General features: G+C 74.4%; 14 protein-coding genes. 2 read left to right on the plus strand and 12 right to left on the minus strand.

All coding sequences use genetic code 11. From position 1 onward, the window contains the following. Window positions 1-6 precede the first annotated feature (6 nt). From A3CO_RS0125215 to rpmE, 8 genes are all read right to left on the minus strand, one after another. Window positions 7-1,293, minus strand: coding sequence for a serine hydroxymethyltransferase (locus A3CO_RS0125215; RefSeq protein WP_018335040.1), 1,287 nt, complete (start codon window positions 1,291-1,293; stop codon window positions 7-9). 99 nt (window positions 1,294-1,392) lie between these two features. Further along, the gene (gene tsaD / locus A3CO_RS0125220) at window positions 1,393-2,403 is read right to left on the minus strand and encodes a tRNA (adenosine(37)-N6)-threonylcarbamoyltransferase complex transferase subunit TsaD (RefSeq protein ID WP_018335041.1); all 1,011 of its coding nucleotides are present in this window, start codon (window positions 2,401-2,403) and stop codon (window positions 1,393-1,395) included. Then, window positions 2,396-3,706: an L-threonylcarbamoyladenylate synthase gene (locus A3CO_RS37280; protein ID WP_018335042.1), complete on the minus strand. Its 1,311-nt coding sequence runs from the start codon at window positions 3,704-3,706 to the stop codon at window positions 2,396-2,398. Before A3CO_RS37280 ends, tsaD begins: the two co-directional genes overlap by 8 nt. Then, entirely contained in the window at window positions 3,703-4,164 is a 462-nt protein-coding gene (gene tsaE, locus A3CO_RS0125230) for a tRNA (adenosine(37)-N6)-threonylcarbamoyltransferase complex ATPase subunit type 1 TsaE (RefSeq protein WP_018335043.1), read from the minus strand. The genes A3CO_RS37280 and tsaE overlap by 4 nt, the downstream gene beginning before the upstream one ends. A gap of 55 nt (window positions 4,165-4,219) precedes the next feature. Next, window positions 4,220-4,864, minus strand: coding sequence for an L-threonylcarbamoyladenylate synthase (locus A3CO_RS0125235; protein WP_026204994.1), 645 nt, complete (start codon window positions 4,862-4,864; stop codon window positions 4,220-4,222). A gap of 67 nt (window positions 4,865-4,931) precedes the next feature. Further along, window positions 4,932-5,783 (minus strand): peptide chain release factor N(5)-glutamine methyltransferase, encoded by an 852-nt coding sequence (gene prmC, locus A3CO_RS0125240; RefSeq protein WP_018335045.1) that lies wholly within the window; start codon window positions 5,781-5,783, stop codon window positions 4,932-4,934. After that, window positions 5,780-6,868 carry a peptide chain release factor 1 gene (prfA, locus tag A3CO_RS0125245; protein WP_018335046.1) on the minus strand — a complete coding sequence of 363 codons (1,089 nt, stop codon included), beginning with the start codon at window positions 6,866-6,868 and terminating at the stop codon, window positions 5,780-5,782. Before prfA ends, prmC begins: the two co-directional genes overlap by 4 nt. A gap of 102 nt (window positions 6,869-6,970) precedes the next feature. Then, window positions 6,971-7,183 carry a 50S ribosomal protein L31 gene (gene rpmE / locus A3CO_RS0125250; protein ID WP_018335047.1) on the minus strand — a complete coding sequence of 71 codons (213 nt, stop codon included), beginning with the start codon at window positions 7,181-7,183 and terminating at the stop codon, window positions 6,971-6,973. A gap of 282 nt (window positions 7,184-7,465) precedes the next feature. Between rpmE and A3CO_RS0125255 the strand changes: the two genes are divergently transcribed. Then, window positions 7,466-8,275: a hypothetical protein gene (locus tag A3CO_RS0125255; protein WP_018335048.1), complete on the plus strand. Its 810-nt coding sequence runs from the start codon at window positions 7,466-7,468 to the stop codon at window positions 8,273-8,275. A 70-nt stretch (window positions 8,276-8,345) separates the two neighbouring features. Next, window positions 8,346-8,981, plus strand: coding sequence for a class F sortase (locus A3CO_RS0125260; RefSeq protein ID WP_018335049.1), 636 nt, complete (start codon window positions 8,346-8,348; stop codon window positions 8,979-8,981). A 129-nt stretch (window positions 8,982-9,110) separates the two neighbouring features. Here the strand turns inward: A3CO_RS0125260 and rho are convergent, their stop codons facing one another. From rho to A3CO_RS0125280, 4 genes are all read right to left on the minus strand, one after another. Further along, window positions 9,111-11,285 (minus strand): transcription termination factor Rho, encoded by a 2,175-nt coding sequence (gene rho / locus A3CO_RS0125265; protein WP_018335050.1) that lies wholly within the window; start codon window positions 11,283-11,285, stop codon window positions 9,111-9,113. A 403-nt stretch (window positions 11,286-11,688) separates the two neighbouring features. Continuing rightward, window positions 11,689-12,549, minus strand: a complete 861-nt coding sequence (thrB, locus tag A3CO_RS0125270; protein ID WP_245561593.1) for a homoserine kinase — start codon at window positions 12,547-12,549, stop codon at window positions 11,689-11,691. Between the two features lie 54 nt (window positions 12,550-12,603). Next, window positions 12,604-13,620 carry a threonine synthase gene (gene thrC / locus A3CO_RS0125275; RefSeq protein ID WP_157647848.1) on the minus strand — a complete coding sequence of 339 codons (1,017 nt, stop codon included), beginning with the start codon at window positions 13,618-13,620 and terminating at the stop codon, window positions 12,604-12,606. Window positions 13,621-13,676: 56 nt separating this feature from the next. Continuing rightward, window positions 13,677-15,092, minus strand: a complete 1,416-nt coding sequence (locus A3CO_RS0125280) for a homoserine dehydrogenase (RefSeq protein WP_018335053.1) — start codon at window positions 15,090-15,092, stop codon at window positions 13,677-13,679. Between the last annotated feature and the right edge of the window lies 1 nt (window position 15,093).

A 15,093-nucleotide genomic window follows, 5' to 3' on the forward strand; every position in this document is an offset into this window, starting at 1 on the left:
ACTAGGTCAGCCCCGGGGGTAGGCCGGGAAGCGCCCCACCAGGGCCGACACGGCGTCCCGGGTGTCGGCGAGCGTGCGCTTGCCGTCCTCGGTGGTCTCGTCGGCGGTGACGGCCGCCGCGATGAGGCGCGCGACCTCCGGCATCTCGGCCGGCGTCATCCCCTGCGTCGTGATCGACGGGGAGCCGACGCGGATGCCCGAGGCCACCATCGGGGGCTGCGTGTCGTACGGGATCGCGTTCTTGTTCAGCGTGATGGCGGCGAGCCCGCTGCGGGCCTCGGCCTCCTTGCCGGTGACCCCGAGCGGCGACAGGTCGAGCAGCGACAGGTGGGTGTCGGTGCCGCCGGAGATGGCGCGCATCCCGTGCTCCACCAGCCCCGCGGTGAGGGCCTGCGCGTTCTCGATGACCGTCCGGGCGTACTGCTGGTACTCCGGGGTCGCGGCCTCGGCGAGGGCGACGGCCTTGCCGGCGACGGCGTGCATGAGCGGCCCGCCCTGCAGGAACGGGAAGACTGCCTTGTCCAGGGCCTTCGCGTGCTCGGCCTTCGAGACGAGCATGCCGCCGCGCGGGCCGCGCAGGACCTTGTGGGTGGTGAAGGTGACGACGTCGGCGTAGGGCACCGGGCTGGGGATCGCCTGGCCGGCGACGAGCCCGATGAAGTGGGCCGCGTCGACCCAGAGGATCGCGCCGATCTCGTCGGCGATCTCGCGGAACCGCGCGAAGTCGATGAGGCGGGGGTACGCCGTGGCGCCCGCGACGATCATCTTCGGCCGGTGCTCGAGCGCGAGGTCGCGCACCTGGTCGTAGTCGATGAGGTGGTCGTCCTCGCGCACCGTGTAGGGCACGGGCTCGAACCACTTGCCCGAGAAGCTCACCTTCGCGCCGTGCGTGAGGTGGCCGCCGTGCGGCAGCGACATGGCGAGCACCTTGTCGCCCGGCTGGCAGAACGCGGCGTACACCGCGAGGTTCGCGTTCGCGCCGGAGTGCGGCTGCAGGTTCGCGTGCTCGGCGCCGAAGAGGGCCTTGGCCCGCTCGATGCCGATCTCCTCGGCGCGGTCGACGACCTCGCAGCCGCCGTAGTAGCGGCGGCCGGGGTAGCCCTCGGCGTACTTGTTCGACAGCGTCGACCCGAGCGCCGCGAGGACCGCGGGGCTGGTCAGGTTCTCGCTCGCGATGAGCTGGAGTCCGCCGCGGAGCCGACCGAGTTCGTCGTCGAGGACCTGCGCGATCTCGGGGTCGACGGCGGAGAGGGACCCGAAGTCCGGGCCCCAGAAGTGGTCGGTGCTTGCCACGGTGCAGTACCTCACTCAGGTCGGGATGTCGGCGTCGATCGACGGTACCCGCCGTTCGGCGGACGGACCGGGTGCTTTGTGCGCCCTGTCACCGCCTCGTCACCAGTCGGCGATCGTCAGCGACGTGCTCGGTCGCGGGCGTTCCTGCAGGCCACGGGCCCGGTAGTCCCAGGCCGCGAGCCCGATCATCGCGCCGTTGTCGGTGGACCAGCGCAGGGGCGGCAGGCACAGCTCGACGCCGGTCCCGCTGCACAGCGCCGCCGCCCGCTCGCGCAGCTGCGGGCTCGCCGCCACCCCGCCCACGACGACGAGGCACCGGCTCGGGTACCGCTCCAGCGCCTTGCGGCACTTCGACAGCAGCACGTCGAGGCACGCCTCCACGAAGCTCGCCGCGACGTCGGCCGGCGGGTGGTCCGGGTTCGCCGCGAGGAACCGCGACACCGCGGACTTCAGCCCGGAGAAGGAGAAGTCCAGCTCCAGGTCCCTGCCCGGGCGGGGAAGGTCGACGTCGGGGGTCCCGGTCTTCGCGAGCCGGTCGATCGCCGGGCCGCCGGGGTAGCCGAGGCCGAGCATGCGGGCGACCTTGTCGTAGGCCTCCCCCACCGAGTCGTCGCGCGTGGACCCGACGAGGGCGACGTCCCCGTTCTCCTGCACGTGCGCGAGCAGCGTGTGGCCGCCGGACACGAGCAGCACCATCGCCGGGTACGTCACGCGCTGCTCGTCGAGGTCGGCCGAACGTAGGTGCCCGCGCAGGTGGTTCACGCCGTACACCGGCAGGCCCCACCCGTCGCCCAGCCCGACCGCGGAGTTCGTCCCGACGACGAGGCTGCCGATCAGCCCCGGACCGCGCGTCACCCCGATCGCGGTGAGGTCGGCCGGGGTGAGCCCGGCGTCGTCGAGCACCTTGCGGACGGTCGGCAGGATCGCGTCGACGTGCGCGCGGCTCGCCATCTCGGGGTAGACGCCGCCGTAGCGGTCGTGCAGCTCGACCTGACTCGCGACCGCCGACGCGACGACCGTGCCGTCGGGCCGGACGATCGCGACACCGGTGTCGTCGCACGAGGTCTCGATGCCCAGCATGAGTTCGTCCGGGGCGATCGGGTCAGCCATGGGTCAGCACCCTCTCGATCTCCGCCGCCGGGATCGCGCCCTCGCGCTCGATGCGCGGCGTCTCCAGGTGGCAGTTGACGACCGTCGACGGCACCCCCGAGCGCTCCCCGCCGTCGACGACGGCGTCGGGGCGGCCGGCGAGCTGGGCGAGGATGGGGCCGGTCGCCTGGGCGGTCGGTTCGCCGTGCGCGTTCGCGCTGGTCACGAGCAGGGCGCCGACGTCGGAGAGCAGGGCGCGCAGGTCGGGGTCGGCCGGCACGCGCACGCCGACCTCGGCGCGCCCGGCCAGCCACGCGGGCGCCGTGTCGTCGATGCCGAGCGCCACGGTGATCGGTCCCGGGGAGAAGGCGCCGAGCAGCCGCCGCGCGGTGTCGGGCACCTCGACGCCGAGGCTCGGCAGTTCGTCGGGGGTGGCCACCATGATCGGCAGCTCCCGGGTCCGCGGTCGCGCCTTGAGCGCGAACAGCGTGTCGATCGCCTCCCGACGGCGCGGGTGGACGGCCAGCCCGTACACCGTGTCGGTCGGCAGCAGGGCGACGCCGCCCGCGAGCAGCGCCTCCCGCGCGGCGGCCCAGGCGTCGCCGCGGAACCGCACGCTCGACTCGGTGAGCGGCGCGGCGCTGACCACGGGCGGCTCGTGGTCACCGCACCGCAGCGCGGCGACGAGGTCGTCGATCTCGGGCGCGTCGATCCCGGCGTCGGTCGCCTCGACCCCGAGATCGGCGAGCAGGGCCAGTGCCTGCGGTCGCTTGGCCCCGGCGACGCGGAGGCCGACGCCCGGATTCGGACGAACGGCCCGTTCGTCACCCTCTTCCGTGACGAACGGGCCGTTCGTGGCAGCGGAGGTGCCCGAGGTGACCGCGCCCGGCGTCGGGAAGAGGTCCTTCAGGACGACCGCGAGGTCGCCGTGGCGGGTCGCGACGGTGCCGTCGGCGCGGGTCAGGGCCGCATAGACGGCGGTACCACCGGCCATCCGCAGGGCGAGCGTGGGCCCGCCCCGGCTCAGCAGGGCGAGCGCGTCGAGGCCGATGACCGGGATCTCCCGGGCGAACGCGACGGCGTTGACGTAGGCGATCCCGGCGCGCACCGAGGCGAGATTGCCGGGGCCGACGTCGACGGCGAGTCGGTCGAGGTCGGCCACCGTGCGTCCGCCCTCGGCGATGACGGAGCTCGCGAGCACGCCGACGTCGACGAAGCCGGGGTCGGAGCGGTCGGCGCTCGCCCGGGCGAGCACCTCGTCGTCGTCGAGCAGGGCGACGCCGTAGACGCGGGAGGAGGTCTCGACGGCGAGGGTGAGGGTCACGCGTGCACCGCCACCGCGTTCAGGACCGCGTCCCACCGGCCGGCGCCGGTCAGCGTGATCGTCCGCCCCGTGTCGCCGTGCTTCGCGAAGGTCAGGTTCAGCGGCTCGGGGAACTCCGAGGCGACGAGGCCGGCCCACTCGATCACCGCGATCACCTCGTCGAGGTACTCGTCGAGCCCGAGGTCGCGGAACTCGGCGACGTCGTCGAGCCGGTAGGTGTCGACGTGCAGCACCCGCGGCCCCGGGGTGTCGTAGAAGTTGGCCAGGGAGAACGTCGGGCTGGTCACCGCCGCGTCGGAACCCAGCGCGGCCACCAGCGCGCGCGTGAAGGTCGTCTTGCCGGCCGCCAGGTCCCCGGTCAGCAGCAGGGCGTCGCCCGCGCGCAGGTGGGGGGCGATGGCCGCCGCGACGCGCGCCGTGTCGTCCGGTCCGCCGCTGGAGAAGGTCACCTCGTTCATCGCGACTCCATGATAGGAGCCCACGCCGACCGTCCGACGGCGTGCCCTCGGACCCTCAGGCGACGACGGGCTGCCGCCCCAGCACCTCGGCGATCTGCGCGAGGCTCACGGCGCCCTCGCGCCGCACCACGGGGTCGGTGCCGGTGAGGTCGACGATCGTCGACCCCGCGTCCGTGGCCATCGGCCCGCCGTCGAGGTAGACCTCCACCAGGTCCCCCAGCTGCGAGTACGCGTCGGCGCACGTGTGCGGCACCGCTCCCCCGGCGGCGTTCGCGCCGGTGATCGCCATGGGCCCGCACTCGCGCAGCAGCTCCAGCGCCACCGGGTGCAGCGGCATGCGCAGCACCACGGTGCCCCGGGTGCGCCCGAGGTCCCAGGCCAACGACGGGGCGTGCGGCAGGACGAGGCTCAGGCCGCCGGGCCAGAACGCCTCGATGAGGTCGCGGGCGGTGCTCGGCACCACCGACACGAGCCCGTCGATCGTCGACCAGCTCCCGACGAGCACCGGCACCGGCGTCTCCGGCCCACGCCGCTTGGCCACGAGCAGCTCGCGCACGGCGTTCTGGTCGAAGGCGTCCGCGCCGACGCCGTAGGAGGTGTCGGTGGGCACGACGACGAGCCGCCCGGCCCGGACCGCCGACTGCGCCGCCGCGAGCCCGGCCGCACGGGTGTCGGGGATGCGGCAGTCGAACGTCGTCACGGGGCCGACCCTAGCGATCGCGGGCGCGTGGATGGCGGCCCGACCGGTGATCATGGCCGGGGACCGCTCAGGCCCGCGTGCCCACGGCCACCCGCGGCCGTCCGGTCAGGTCGAGGCGGGTGCCCAGGGCGGTGAAGCCCGCGGCGCGGAGGACCGCCAGCACGTCGTCGGCGTGCGACTCGTCGTGCTCCACGGCCACGCGGCCCCCGGGCCGCAGCAGCCGGGCCGCCGTCAGGGCGAGCGGTCGGATCACGTCGAGCCCGTCGGCCCCGCCGAACACGGCCCGGGCGGGGTCGTGGCCGACCTCGGGCGAGACCGGGGTGCCGGCGGGCACGTAGGGCGGGTTGGCCACCAGGAGGTCCACCGTGCCGTCCAGGTCCGCCAGCGTGTCCGGGGCGGTCACGTCGCCCTCGACGAGGGTCGCGCCCGACCCGGCGAGGTTGCGGTCCGCCCAGGTGAGCGCGGCCGGGTCGGCCTCGACGGCCCACACCGCGGCGTCGGGACGGGCGACGGCCAGCGCGAGGGCCAGCGCGCCGGAGCCCGTGCAGAGGTCGACGACGACGGGGGTCGCGGTGCCCCGCAGGCTCGCGACGCCCTCGGTGAGCAGCACCTCCGTCTCGGGCCGCGGGACGAACACCCCGGGACCCACCGCCACCGACACCGGTCCGAGCACCGCCGACCCCACGACGTGCTGCAGCGGCTCCCGCGCCGCCCGCCGCGCGACCAGCTCGTCGAGGCGGCGGGAGGCCTCGTCGTCGAGATCGGGGGCCAGCACCAGCCGGGTGCGGGGGATGCCGAGCACGTGGGCGGCGAGGAGTTCGGCGTCGACGCGGGGGCTGTCGAGCCCGGCCGCCGCGAGGCGCGCCGCCGCGGCCGCGACGCGCGTCCGGGTCGGGTGGGTCCCCGTCGACGAGGTCACCCCCGCGCCTCCTCGCTCGCGGCCGTCGCGAGCCGCTCGGCCCGGTCCGCGGCGCGCAGCGCGTCGAGGACCCCGCCCAGCTCGCCGTCGAGCACCCGGTCGAGGTCGTGGGACTTGTAGCCGATGCGGTGGTCGGAGATGCGGTTCTCCGGGAAGTTGTAGGTCCGCACCCGCTCGGAGCGGTCGACCGTGCGGACCTGGCTGCGGCGGTCGGCGGACGCCGCCTCGGCCTGCTTCTCGTCGGCGATCGCCTGCAGCCGGGACCGCAGCACGTCCATCGCGCGGGCCTTGTTCTGCAGCTGCGACCGCTCGTTCTGGCAGCTCACGACGACGCCGGTCGGCAGGTGGGTGATCCGGACGGCGGAGTCCGTGGTGTTGACGCCCTGCCCGCCCTTGCCCGACGAGCGGAACACGTCGATGCGCAGGTCCTTCTCGTCGATCTCGACGTCGGGGGCCTCCTCGGCCTCCGGGTACACCAGGACGCCGGCCGCGGAGGTGTGGATGCGGCCCTGCGACTCGGTGACGGGCACCCGCTGCACGCGGTGCACGCCGCCCTCGTACTTGAACCAGGCCCAGACCCCGTCGGGGTCGTTGCCCGGGGCGGTGACGGTGACCGTGACGTCCTTGAACCCGCCGAGGTCGGACTCCGTCGCGGAGAGCACCGCGACCTTCCAGCCCCGTCGCTCGGCGTAGCGCGAGTACATCCGCAGCAGGTCGCCCGCGAACAGGGCGGACTCCTCGCCGCCCTCGCCGGACTTCACCTCGACGACCACGTCGTGCGAGTCCGCGGGGTCGCGCGGGACGAGCAGCTCGGAGAGGCGGTCGCGCAGCGTCTCGACGGTCCCGTGCAACGCGTCGGCCTCGGCCGCGAACGCCGGGTCCTCCCCGGCGAGCTCCCGGGCGTCGGCGAGGTCGGCCTCGGCGCGCTCGAGCTCGCCGGCGGTGCTGACGATCGGCGCGAGCTCGGCGTAGCGGCGCCCCAGCCGACGGGCCAGGGCCTGGTCGGCGTGCACGTCGGGGTCAGCCAGGCGTGCCTCCAGCCCGGCGTGCTCCTCGACGAGCGCCCGGACCGAGTTGTCGGCCACCGATGTCATGGTCTTCTCCTGCTCCCCCGCGGGTGTCCTGTGAACGCACGAACGCCCGCCGCCGCCCGCCCGGAGGCGGGACGACGACGGGCGTCGAGGGAGCTACTTGGAGCGCTTGCCGTACCGCGCCTCGAAGCGGGCGATGCGGCCGCCGGTGTCCAGGATGCGCTGCTTGCCGGTGTAGAACGGGTGGCACGCCGAGCAGGTCTCGACGGTGATGTTGCCGCCCGCCTTGGTGCTGCGCGTGGTGAACGAGCTCCCGCAGCTGCAGAGCACCGTGGTGTCGACGTACTCGGGGTGGATCCCGGACTTCATGTGGCTGGTCCTCTCATCATGGGCCGCCGGGTCCCCAGGGAGCGCGTGAGTGCTCGTGGGGTGAACCGGAGGCAACTGTGCCACCGGGCATTCTCTCAGGACTGCCCGCTGGTCCCTGTAACCGGCCCGCCCCCGGCGTTGTTCCCGGGCGCGCCTTCGCTCCCGGCCCCGGTCCGGTTCGCGATTTGTGACGGTTTACCTGACCCGAACAGGTCAGGGCGCTGGGCCGGAAGTAGGGGCGACACCCGGCGCCGACGCCGGGACCGACTCAGGGAGCACGACATGTCCTTGCGGACCACCGCCGTCGCCACGCTGGCCGCCCTGGCCCTCACCGGGCTCGCCGCCACCCCGGCGCTCGCCCAGACCCCGCCGCCGGTCGCGACCATCCCCAGCCTCACCGGACAGAGCACCTCGGTGAAGCTCGACTCCGGCTTCACCGGCGCCCTGTCCTCGCTCGGCGTCACCCCCGCACCGACCGGCAACGCGACCGTCAAGGACGGCGTCGCCTCGTTCCCGATCACCGGCGGCAACGTCACCGTCTACAAGCCGGGCGAGGTCACCCCCTACGTCCAGGGGATGATCATGCACGACGGTTCGGGCCTGTCCCTGACCAAGGGCGACACCAAGGTCACCCTCGAGAACTTCGTGATCGACCCGGGTCAGCCGGCCACCCTCAAGGGCAAGGTCCTTGCGAACGGCCAGACCGTGGCCGACTCGGTCACCCTGTTCGACCTCGACGGCTCGACCCTCAAGCCGATCACCACCGACGCCTCGGCCGGCACCGCCACGCTGACCGGCACCACCGTGCGCCTGTCGAACGACGCCGCCGCCGCGCTGGGCAAGGCCTTCTCCACCGACGCGATCAAGGGCGGGCTCACCGTCGGCATCGCGACCATCGTCGTGAACCTGCCGGGCTCGAAGGGCGGCTCGGGCATGCCCGGTGCCATGCCGCAGGGCGGCGCCGAGACCGGTGGCGGCAGCACGGCCACCGGCGGCATCGACCCCGCGCTGCTCGCGGGCGGCGTGCTCACCCTCACGGTGGTCGGCGGGGCGCTCGTGGTCGTCCGGCGCCGTGCCGGCGCCCGCGGCTGATCGAGTCCCTTCCTGACGACGGGTGTCCCGGCCGGGGCACCCGTCGTCCGTTTCTCCCTGGAGCACCCCGATGACCGTCCGCAGCCGCATCGTGATCGCGCTGCTCGCCGTGGTGGGCATGGTCGGTGTGGTCCTCGTGGTCCTCGGCCTGACGGCGGGTCCGCGCAGCGCCGCCCCGGTGGCGACCGCGGAGACCCGCGCGCCGGTCACGGTGTCGGCCACCCCGCCTCCCGCCCCGGTACGGCTGCCGGCATCACCGCCGACGCGGATCGCCATCCCGGCGATCGGCGTCGACTCCGTGGTCAACCCGAGCGGGCTGAACCCGGACGGGACGCTCCAGGTGCCGGCGCCGGGCCCGCGTTACGACCAGGCGGCCTGGTACACCGGCTCCGCCTCCCCCGGCCAGGACGGCCCCTCGGTGATCCTCGGACACATCGACTCCGCGAAGAACGGGCCGTCGGTGTTCTACCGGCTCGCGCAGCTGCGCCCGCTCGACGAGTTCACGGTGACCCGGGCCGACGGCGTGGTGCTGGTGTTCCGGGTCAACTCGGTGCAGCAGTACCCGAAGGACGCCTTCCCGAGCCAGGAGGTCTACGGACCCACCCCGCGGCCCGAGATGCGGCTCATCACCTGCGGTGGGGCGTTCGACGACAGCACCCGGTCCTACCGGGACAACACGGTGGTCTACGCGAGCCGGATCGCCTGAGCGCCGCCCCGATGTGGCTTACCCGCCACTGGACGCCGGCATTGACGCTCCGCTGTCACCGGGGAGTACCCGCACGACGACGGGCCCTGCCGCAGCTGCGGCAGGGCCCGTCGTCGTGGGAGGGACGGACTACTCGTCGTCCTTCGTCGGCATCGTCTTCGCGACCGACATGAGGAACTCGATGTTGGTCCGCGTCTTGCGCAGCCGGTCGAGGATCAGCTCGATGGCCTGCTGCGAGTCGAGCGCGGCCAGCACCCGGCGCAGCTTGTGGGTCACGGCCCGCTCGTCGGGCGAGAGGAGGAGCTCCTCCTTGCGCGTGGACGAGGCGTCCGGGTCGATCGCCGGGAAGATGCGCTTGTCGGCGAGCTTCCGGTCGAGCTTGAGCTCGGCGTTGCCGGTGCCCTTGAACTCCTCGAAGATCACCGTGTCCATCGTCGAGCCGGTCTCGACCAGCGCCGTCGCGAAGATGGTCAGCGAGCCGCCGTCCTCGATGTTGCGCGCCGCCCCGAGGAACCGCTTCGGCGGGTAGAGCGCGGTCGAGTCGACACCGCCGGACAGGATGCGGCCCGACGCCGGCGCGGCCAGGTTGTAGGCCCGGCCGAGGCGGGTGATCGAGTCGAGCAGCACGACGACGTCGTGGCCCTGCTCGACCAGGCGCTTCGCCCGCTCGATCGACAGCTCCGCGACCGAGGTGTGGTCCGACGGCGGCCGGTCGAAGGTCGAGGCGATGACCTCGCCCTTCACCGTCCGCTGCATGTCGGTGACCTCCTCCGGGCGCTCGTCGACGAGCACGACCATGAGGTGGACCTCGGGGTTGTTCGTGGTGATCGCGTTGGCGATCGCCTGCAGCACCATCGTCTTGCCGGCCTTCGGCGGCGAGACGATCAGGGCGCGCTGCCCCTTGCCGACCGGCATGACCAGGTCGATCACGCGGGTGGACAGCAGGTGCGGCTCGGTCTCGAGGCGCAGCCGCTCGTTGGGGTAGAGCGGCGTGAGCTTGGTGAACTCGGGACGGCGCTTCGCCTGCTCCGGGTCCAGCCCGTTGATCGAGTCGACGCGGACCAGCGGGTTGAACTTCTGCCGGTTCTGCTCGTTCTCACGCTGCTGGCGGACCTGACCGGTGACGGCGTCGCCGCGGCGCAGCCCGTACTTGCGCACGAGCGAGAGCGAGACGTAGACGTCGTTCGGGCCGGCCATGTAGCCCGACGTGCGGACGAACGCGTAGTTGTCCAGCACGTCGAGGATGCCCGCGACCGGAATGAGGACGTCGTCGTCGCGGACCTCGGGCTCGCGGGTGTCCTGCGGGCCGTCCTGCCCGCCCCCGCGCTCGTTGCGGTTGCGGCGACGGTCGCGGAAGCGCCGACCGCGCCGACGGCCACCGCCGTCCTCGTCCTCGTCGTCGTCCACGCGCTGCTGGCCCTGCTGGTCGCGACCCTGCTGGTCGCGACCCTGCTGGTCCCGGTTCTGCTGGTCCCGGCCCTGCTGGTCCCGCTGCTGCTGGTCGCGGTTCTGCTGGCGGTCGCCGCGGCCCTGGCCGTTGCGGCGCCGGCCGCCGCGGTCGCCGTCGTCGTCCCCGTCGGCGTCGCGGTCGGGCCCCTGGTCGCGGTCCTGGCCCTGCTGATCACGGCCCTGCTGCTGGTCGCGGCCCTGCTGGTCGCGGCCCTGGCCGCGGTCGCCGCGGCCCTGCTGGCGGTCGCGGCCGCTCCGGTCGCCCCGGTCCTGCTCCGTCGCACGACGGTCCTGGCGGCCCTCGTCCTCGCGCGGCGCCTGCTCCGGCGCCTCGGCCGGTGCCGCGACGGCGCTCACCTCGGGCTCGGCCCCTGCCGGGGCGGCGTCCTCGGACCCGGCCGCGGGCCCCGCGTCGCGTCGTGCGCTGCGCCGACGGCGCGACGGCTTGTCGGACGGCGCGTCCTCGGCGGTCGCGTCGGCAGCGACCGGCTCGGCAGCGGCGGGCTCGGCCGCCGGCTGCCCGAGCGCCGCGTCGGCGTCCGCGGCGGGCGCGTCGGTGGCGGCGGTGACCGCGTCCGCGGTGCTCAGCGCCTCGGCGGGCTGCTCCGGCTCGGCGTCCGGGGTCACGGCCCGGCGCCGGCTCGCGCGGCGGCGGGCGGGCTTCTCCTCGGCCGGGGCCGCCTCGGCCGGAGCCTCCTCGGCGGCGGCCTGCTCGACGGGGCCCTCCCCGAGCGGGAGCTGGGCGGCGCCGGCCTGCCGCTTCTTGATCTCCTCGATGAGGTCACCCCGGCGCATGCCGGTGGTGTCGGTGACGCCGAGCGTCCCGGCGAGCTCGCGCAGCTCGGCGAGCACCATCCCGGATACACCTCCACGGCGGCGACGTTCGGTGCCGGCGGGGGCGGCGTCGGGGGTGATGACGTCGGTTTCGGTCACGCAGGTCCTTCCTGGACCGGCCGGGGACTCCTCATCCCGGGCCAGCGGACGTGTCCGCACGCATTCGGGCGCGCGAATCCACTGCAACGCCGCGTCGAGGGAGCAGAACGAGGTGGATCGGCGTCCCCGGAGCAGGCACGTTGCGGAACTTCTGAGAGGCAACGACCGTGCACGACCCGTCCGAGAAGCGGAGCGGGGAAGACCGTCCCGGGATCCCCGGGACGTGGCACCGGCGCGGATCACGCTGGTCGCTGTCGGTGCTCACACTAGCCCCAGCGACACAGGTGGGCAACAACCGGGTCGCACGAGGGGGATCGGGTCCCGATCAGTCGGTGACGACCGCACCGGCGGTGTCGATCGGGAGCCGGACCGTCTCGAACCCGCTGGTGGGGAGGTCGTCCGGGAGCGGTTCGCCCGTGGTGAGCGCGAGCACCGTCGGCCCGGCGCCCGAGACCGCGGCCGGGACGCCCGCCGCGCGCAGGGCGTCCACCAGGTCGGCGGTGGCCGGGTAGGCCGGCCGGCGGTAGGGCTGGTGCAGCCGGTCCTCCGTGGCCGGGAGCAACAGGTGCGGCGCGCGAGTGAGCGCGTGCACCACGAGGGCGGACCGCGAGGCGGTGAACGCCGCGTCGCCGTGCGGCACCCGGTCGGGCAGCAGGCCACGCGTGGCCTCGGTGGAGCTGGAGTGCTCGGAGACGAACGCGACCGGCACCACGTCGGGGTGCGGCTCGAGGTGCGCCGCGCGGTACGACCCGGCCGTGCACCACGTGACGACCAGCCCGCCGTACAGACACGCCGCCACGTTGTCGGCGTGGCCGTCGAAGCGTGCCGCCAGGTCGAGCACGGCCTCGTCGTCGGGAGCCTTGCCGGGGCCGAGCAGCGCGCAGGCCGCGACGATGCCGGCCACCGCGGCGGACGCCGAGGAGCCCAGCCCGCGGCTGTGCGGGATGACGTTGTGGCAGGTCAGGTGCAGGGGCGGCCGGTCGACCCCGGCGAGGTCGTAGGTCGCGCAGGCCGCCTTGAGCACGAGGTGCCGCTCGTCGCGGGGCACCCGGCCGGCGCCCTCGCCGTGCACCTCGACGGTGCTCGGGCCCGCGTCGAGCTCGGCCAGCTCGATCTCGTCGTGCAGCCCCAGCGCGAGGCCGAGCGAGTCGAAGCCCGGCCCGAGGTTGGCCGACGTGGCCGGCACCCGGACCCTGACCCTCCCCGCACCCACGCCGGTCGCTGCGCCCGCCGCGATCACTCAGCCCAGCCCGAGCGCGTCGGCCACCGCGTCGACCCGCTCCGGGACGACGACGGGCTCGGGCACGTCGGCCAGGGCGGTCCCCGGGTCCTTCAGGCCGTGCCCGGTGACGGTGCAGACCACCAGCCGGCCCGGGCTCAGCTCGCCGGCCGCGGAGCGCGCGAGCAGGCCCGCCACCGACGCGGCCGAGGCGGGCTCCACGAAGACGCCCTCCCGGGCGGCCAGCAGCCGATAGGCGGCGAGGATCGCGTCGTCGTCCACCGCGGTGATGCGCCCGCCGGACTCGTCGCGGGCGGCGATCGCCCCGTGCCAGGAGGCGGGCGACCCGATGCGGATCGCGGTCGCGATCGTCTCCGGGTGCTTCACGGGCGCCCCCGAGACCAGCGGCGAGGCGCCCTCGGCCTGCACCCCGTGCATCTCGGGGGTGGCCTCGACGACACCGTCGCGGTGGTACTCGGTGTAGCCGCGCCAGTAGGCGGTGATGTTGCCGGCGTTGCCGACCGGGAGGACGTGCAGGTCGGGCGCACGGCCGAGCTGGTCGCAGATCTCGAACGACGCCGTCTTCTGGCCCTCGATGCGCGCGGGGTTCACGGAGTTCACCAGCGCGATCGGGTACTCCTCGGCCGCCTTGCGGGCGAGTTCCAGGCACGCGTCGAAGTTGCCCTCGAGCTGCAGGATGCGGGCGCCGTGGGCGGTGGCCTGGGCGAGCTTGCCCAGCGCGATCTTGCCCTGCGGAACGAGCACCGCGCAGGTCATGTCGGTGCGGGCGGAGTAGGCGGCCGCCGACGCGGACGTGTTGCCGGTGGAGGCGCAGATGACCGCCTTCGCCCCGCTCGCGGCCGCCTCGGTCATCGCGACCGTCATGCCCCGGTCCTTGAACGACCCGGTCGGATTCGCGCCCTCGATCTTGAGGTGGACCTCGCAGCCGGTCAGGGCCGACAGGTGCGGCGCGGGGAGCAGCGGCGTGCCGCCCTCGCGCAGCGTGACGACGTCCCAGCCGTCCTTCACGTGCGGCATGCGGTCCCGGTAGGCCCGGATGATGCCGGGCCACTCGACGTGGGTACCGAGCAGACTCACTGGGGTCCTCCGAGGGCGCTGACGGGACGGCCGAGGTCCTCCACGCGCAGGATGCTGGCGACACCGCGGACCGACTCCAGGCCCGACAGGGCCTCCACGGTGGCCCGCAGGGCCGCGTCGGGGGCCTCGTGGGTCACGACGACCAGTGTGGCGGGCGTGTCCTCCTCGCCGCCATGACCTGGGTCGCGCCGTCCGCCCTCCTGCTTGACGGTCGCGATCGAGACGTCGTGGTCGGAGAACACCCCGGCGACCGCCGCGAGCACGCCGGCACGGTCGTGCACGTCGAGGTTGACGTGGTAGCGGGTGCGGACGTCGCCCATCGGCTGCACGGGCAGGTGGGCGTAGGCGGAGTCGCGGGGGCCACGACCGCCGATCACCTTGTTGCGGGCCGCCGCGACGAGGTCGCCGAGCACGGCGCTCGCCGTCTGCGGGCCGCCCGCCCCCTGGCCGTAGAACATCAGCGGGCCGGCGGCGTCCGCCTCGACGAACACCGCGTTGAAGGCGCCCGACACGGAGGCCAGCGGGTGCGACCGCGGGATCATGGCCGGGTACACGCGGGCCGAGACGGCGGGGCCGTCGGCGGTGTCGACCTGCTCGCAGATCGCCAGCAGCTTCACGGTGCACCCGAGGGCGCGGGCCGAGGCGATGTCGGCGGCCGTGACGTCGCGGATGCCCTCGCGGTGCACGTCGGCGGCGGTCACCCGGGTGTGGAACGCGAGGCTCGCGAGGATGGCCGCCTTGGACGCGGCGTCGTAGCCGTCGACGTCCGCGGTCGGGTCGGCCTCGGCGTAGCCCAGCCGGCCGGCCTCCTCCAGCGCGTCGGCGTAGCCCGCGCCCGTGGACTCCATCGCCGAGAGGATGAAGTTGGTGGTGCCGTTGACGATGCCCGCGACCCGGCGGATGCGGTCGCCCGCCAGGGACTGCTGGATCGGGCGCAGCAGCGGGATCGCGCCCGCGACCGAGGCCTCGTAGTAGAGGTCGGCCCCGGACTCGCGGGCGGCCGCGGCCAGCGCCTCGCCCTCCTCCGCGAGCAGGGCCTTGTTCGCGCTGACCACCGAGCGGCCGTTCTTCAACGCGTCCAGCAGCAGGTCGCGGGCGGGCTCGATGCCGCCCATGAGCTCCACGACGACGTCGACGTCGGGCCGCGAGACCAGGCTCGCCGGGTCCGTCGTCAGGAGCTCGGACGGGACCTCGGGGTGACGCTGGGGACGGCGGACCGCGATCCCCGCGAGCTCGACCGGGGCGCCGACCCGGGCGGCGAGCTCCTCGGCCTGCTCGTCGAGCAGCCGCACGACCTGCGAGCCGACCACCCCGCAGCCGAGCAGGGCGACCTTGACCGCCCCGATCTCACCGGTCCGGCTCCGCTCCGCTGCGACGCTGCCCGTCGCTGCGCTCGCCTCGCTGCGTCCCATC

The organism is Actinomycetospora chiangmaiensis DSM 45062 (genome assembly GCF_000379625.1).
Lineage (GTDB): Bacteria > Actinomycetota > Actinomycetes > Mycobacteriales > Pseudonocardiaceae > Actinomycetospora > Actinomycetospora chiangmaiensis.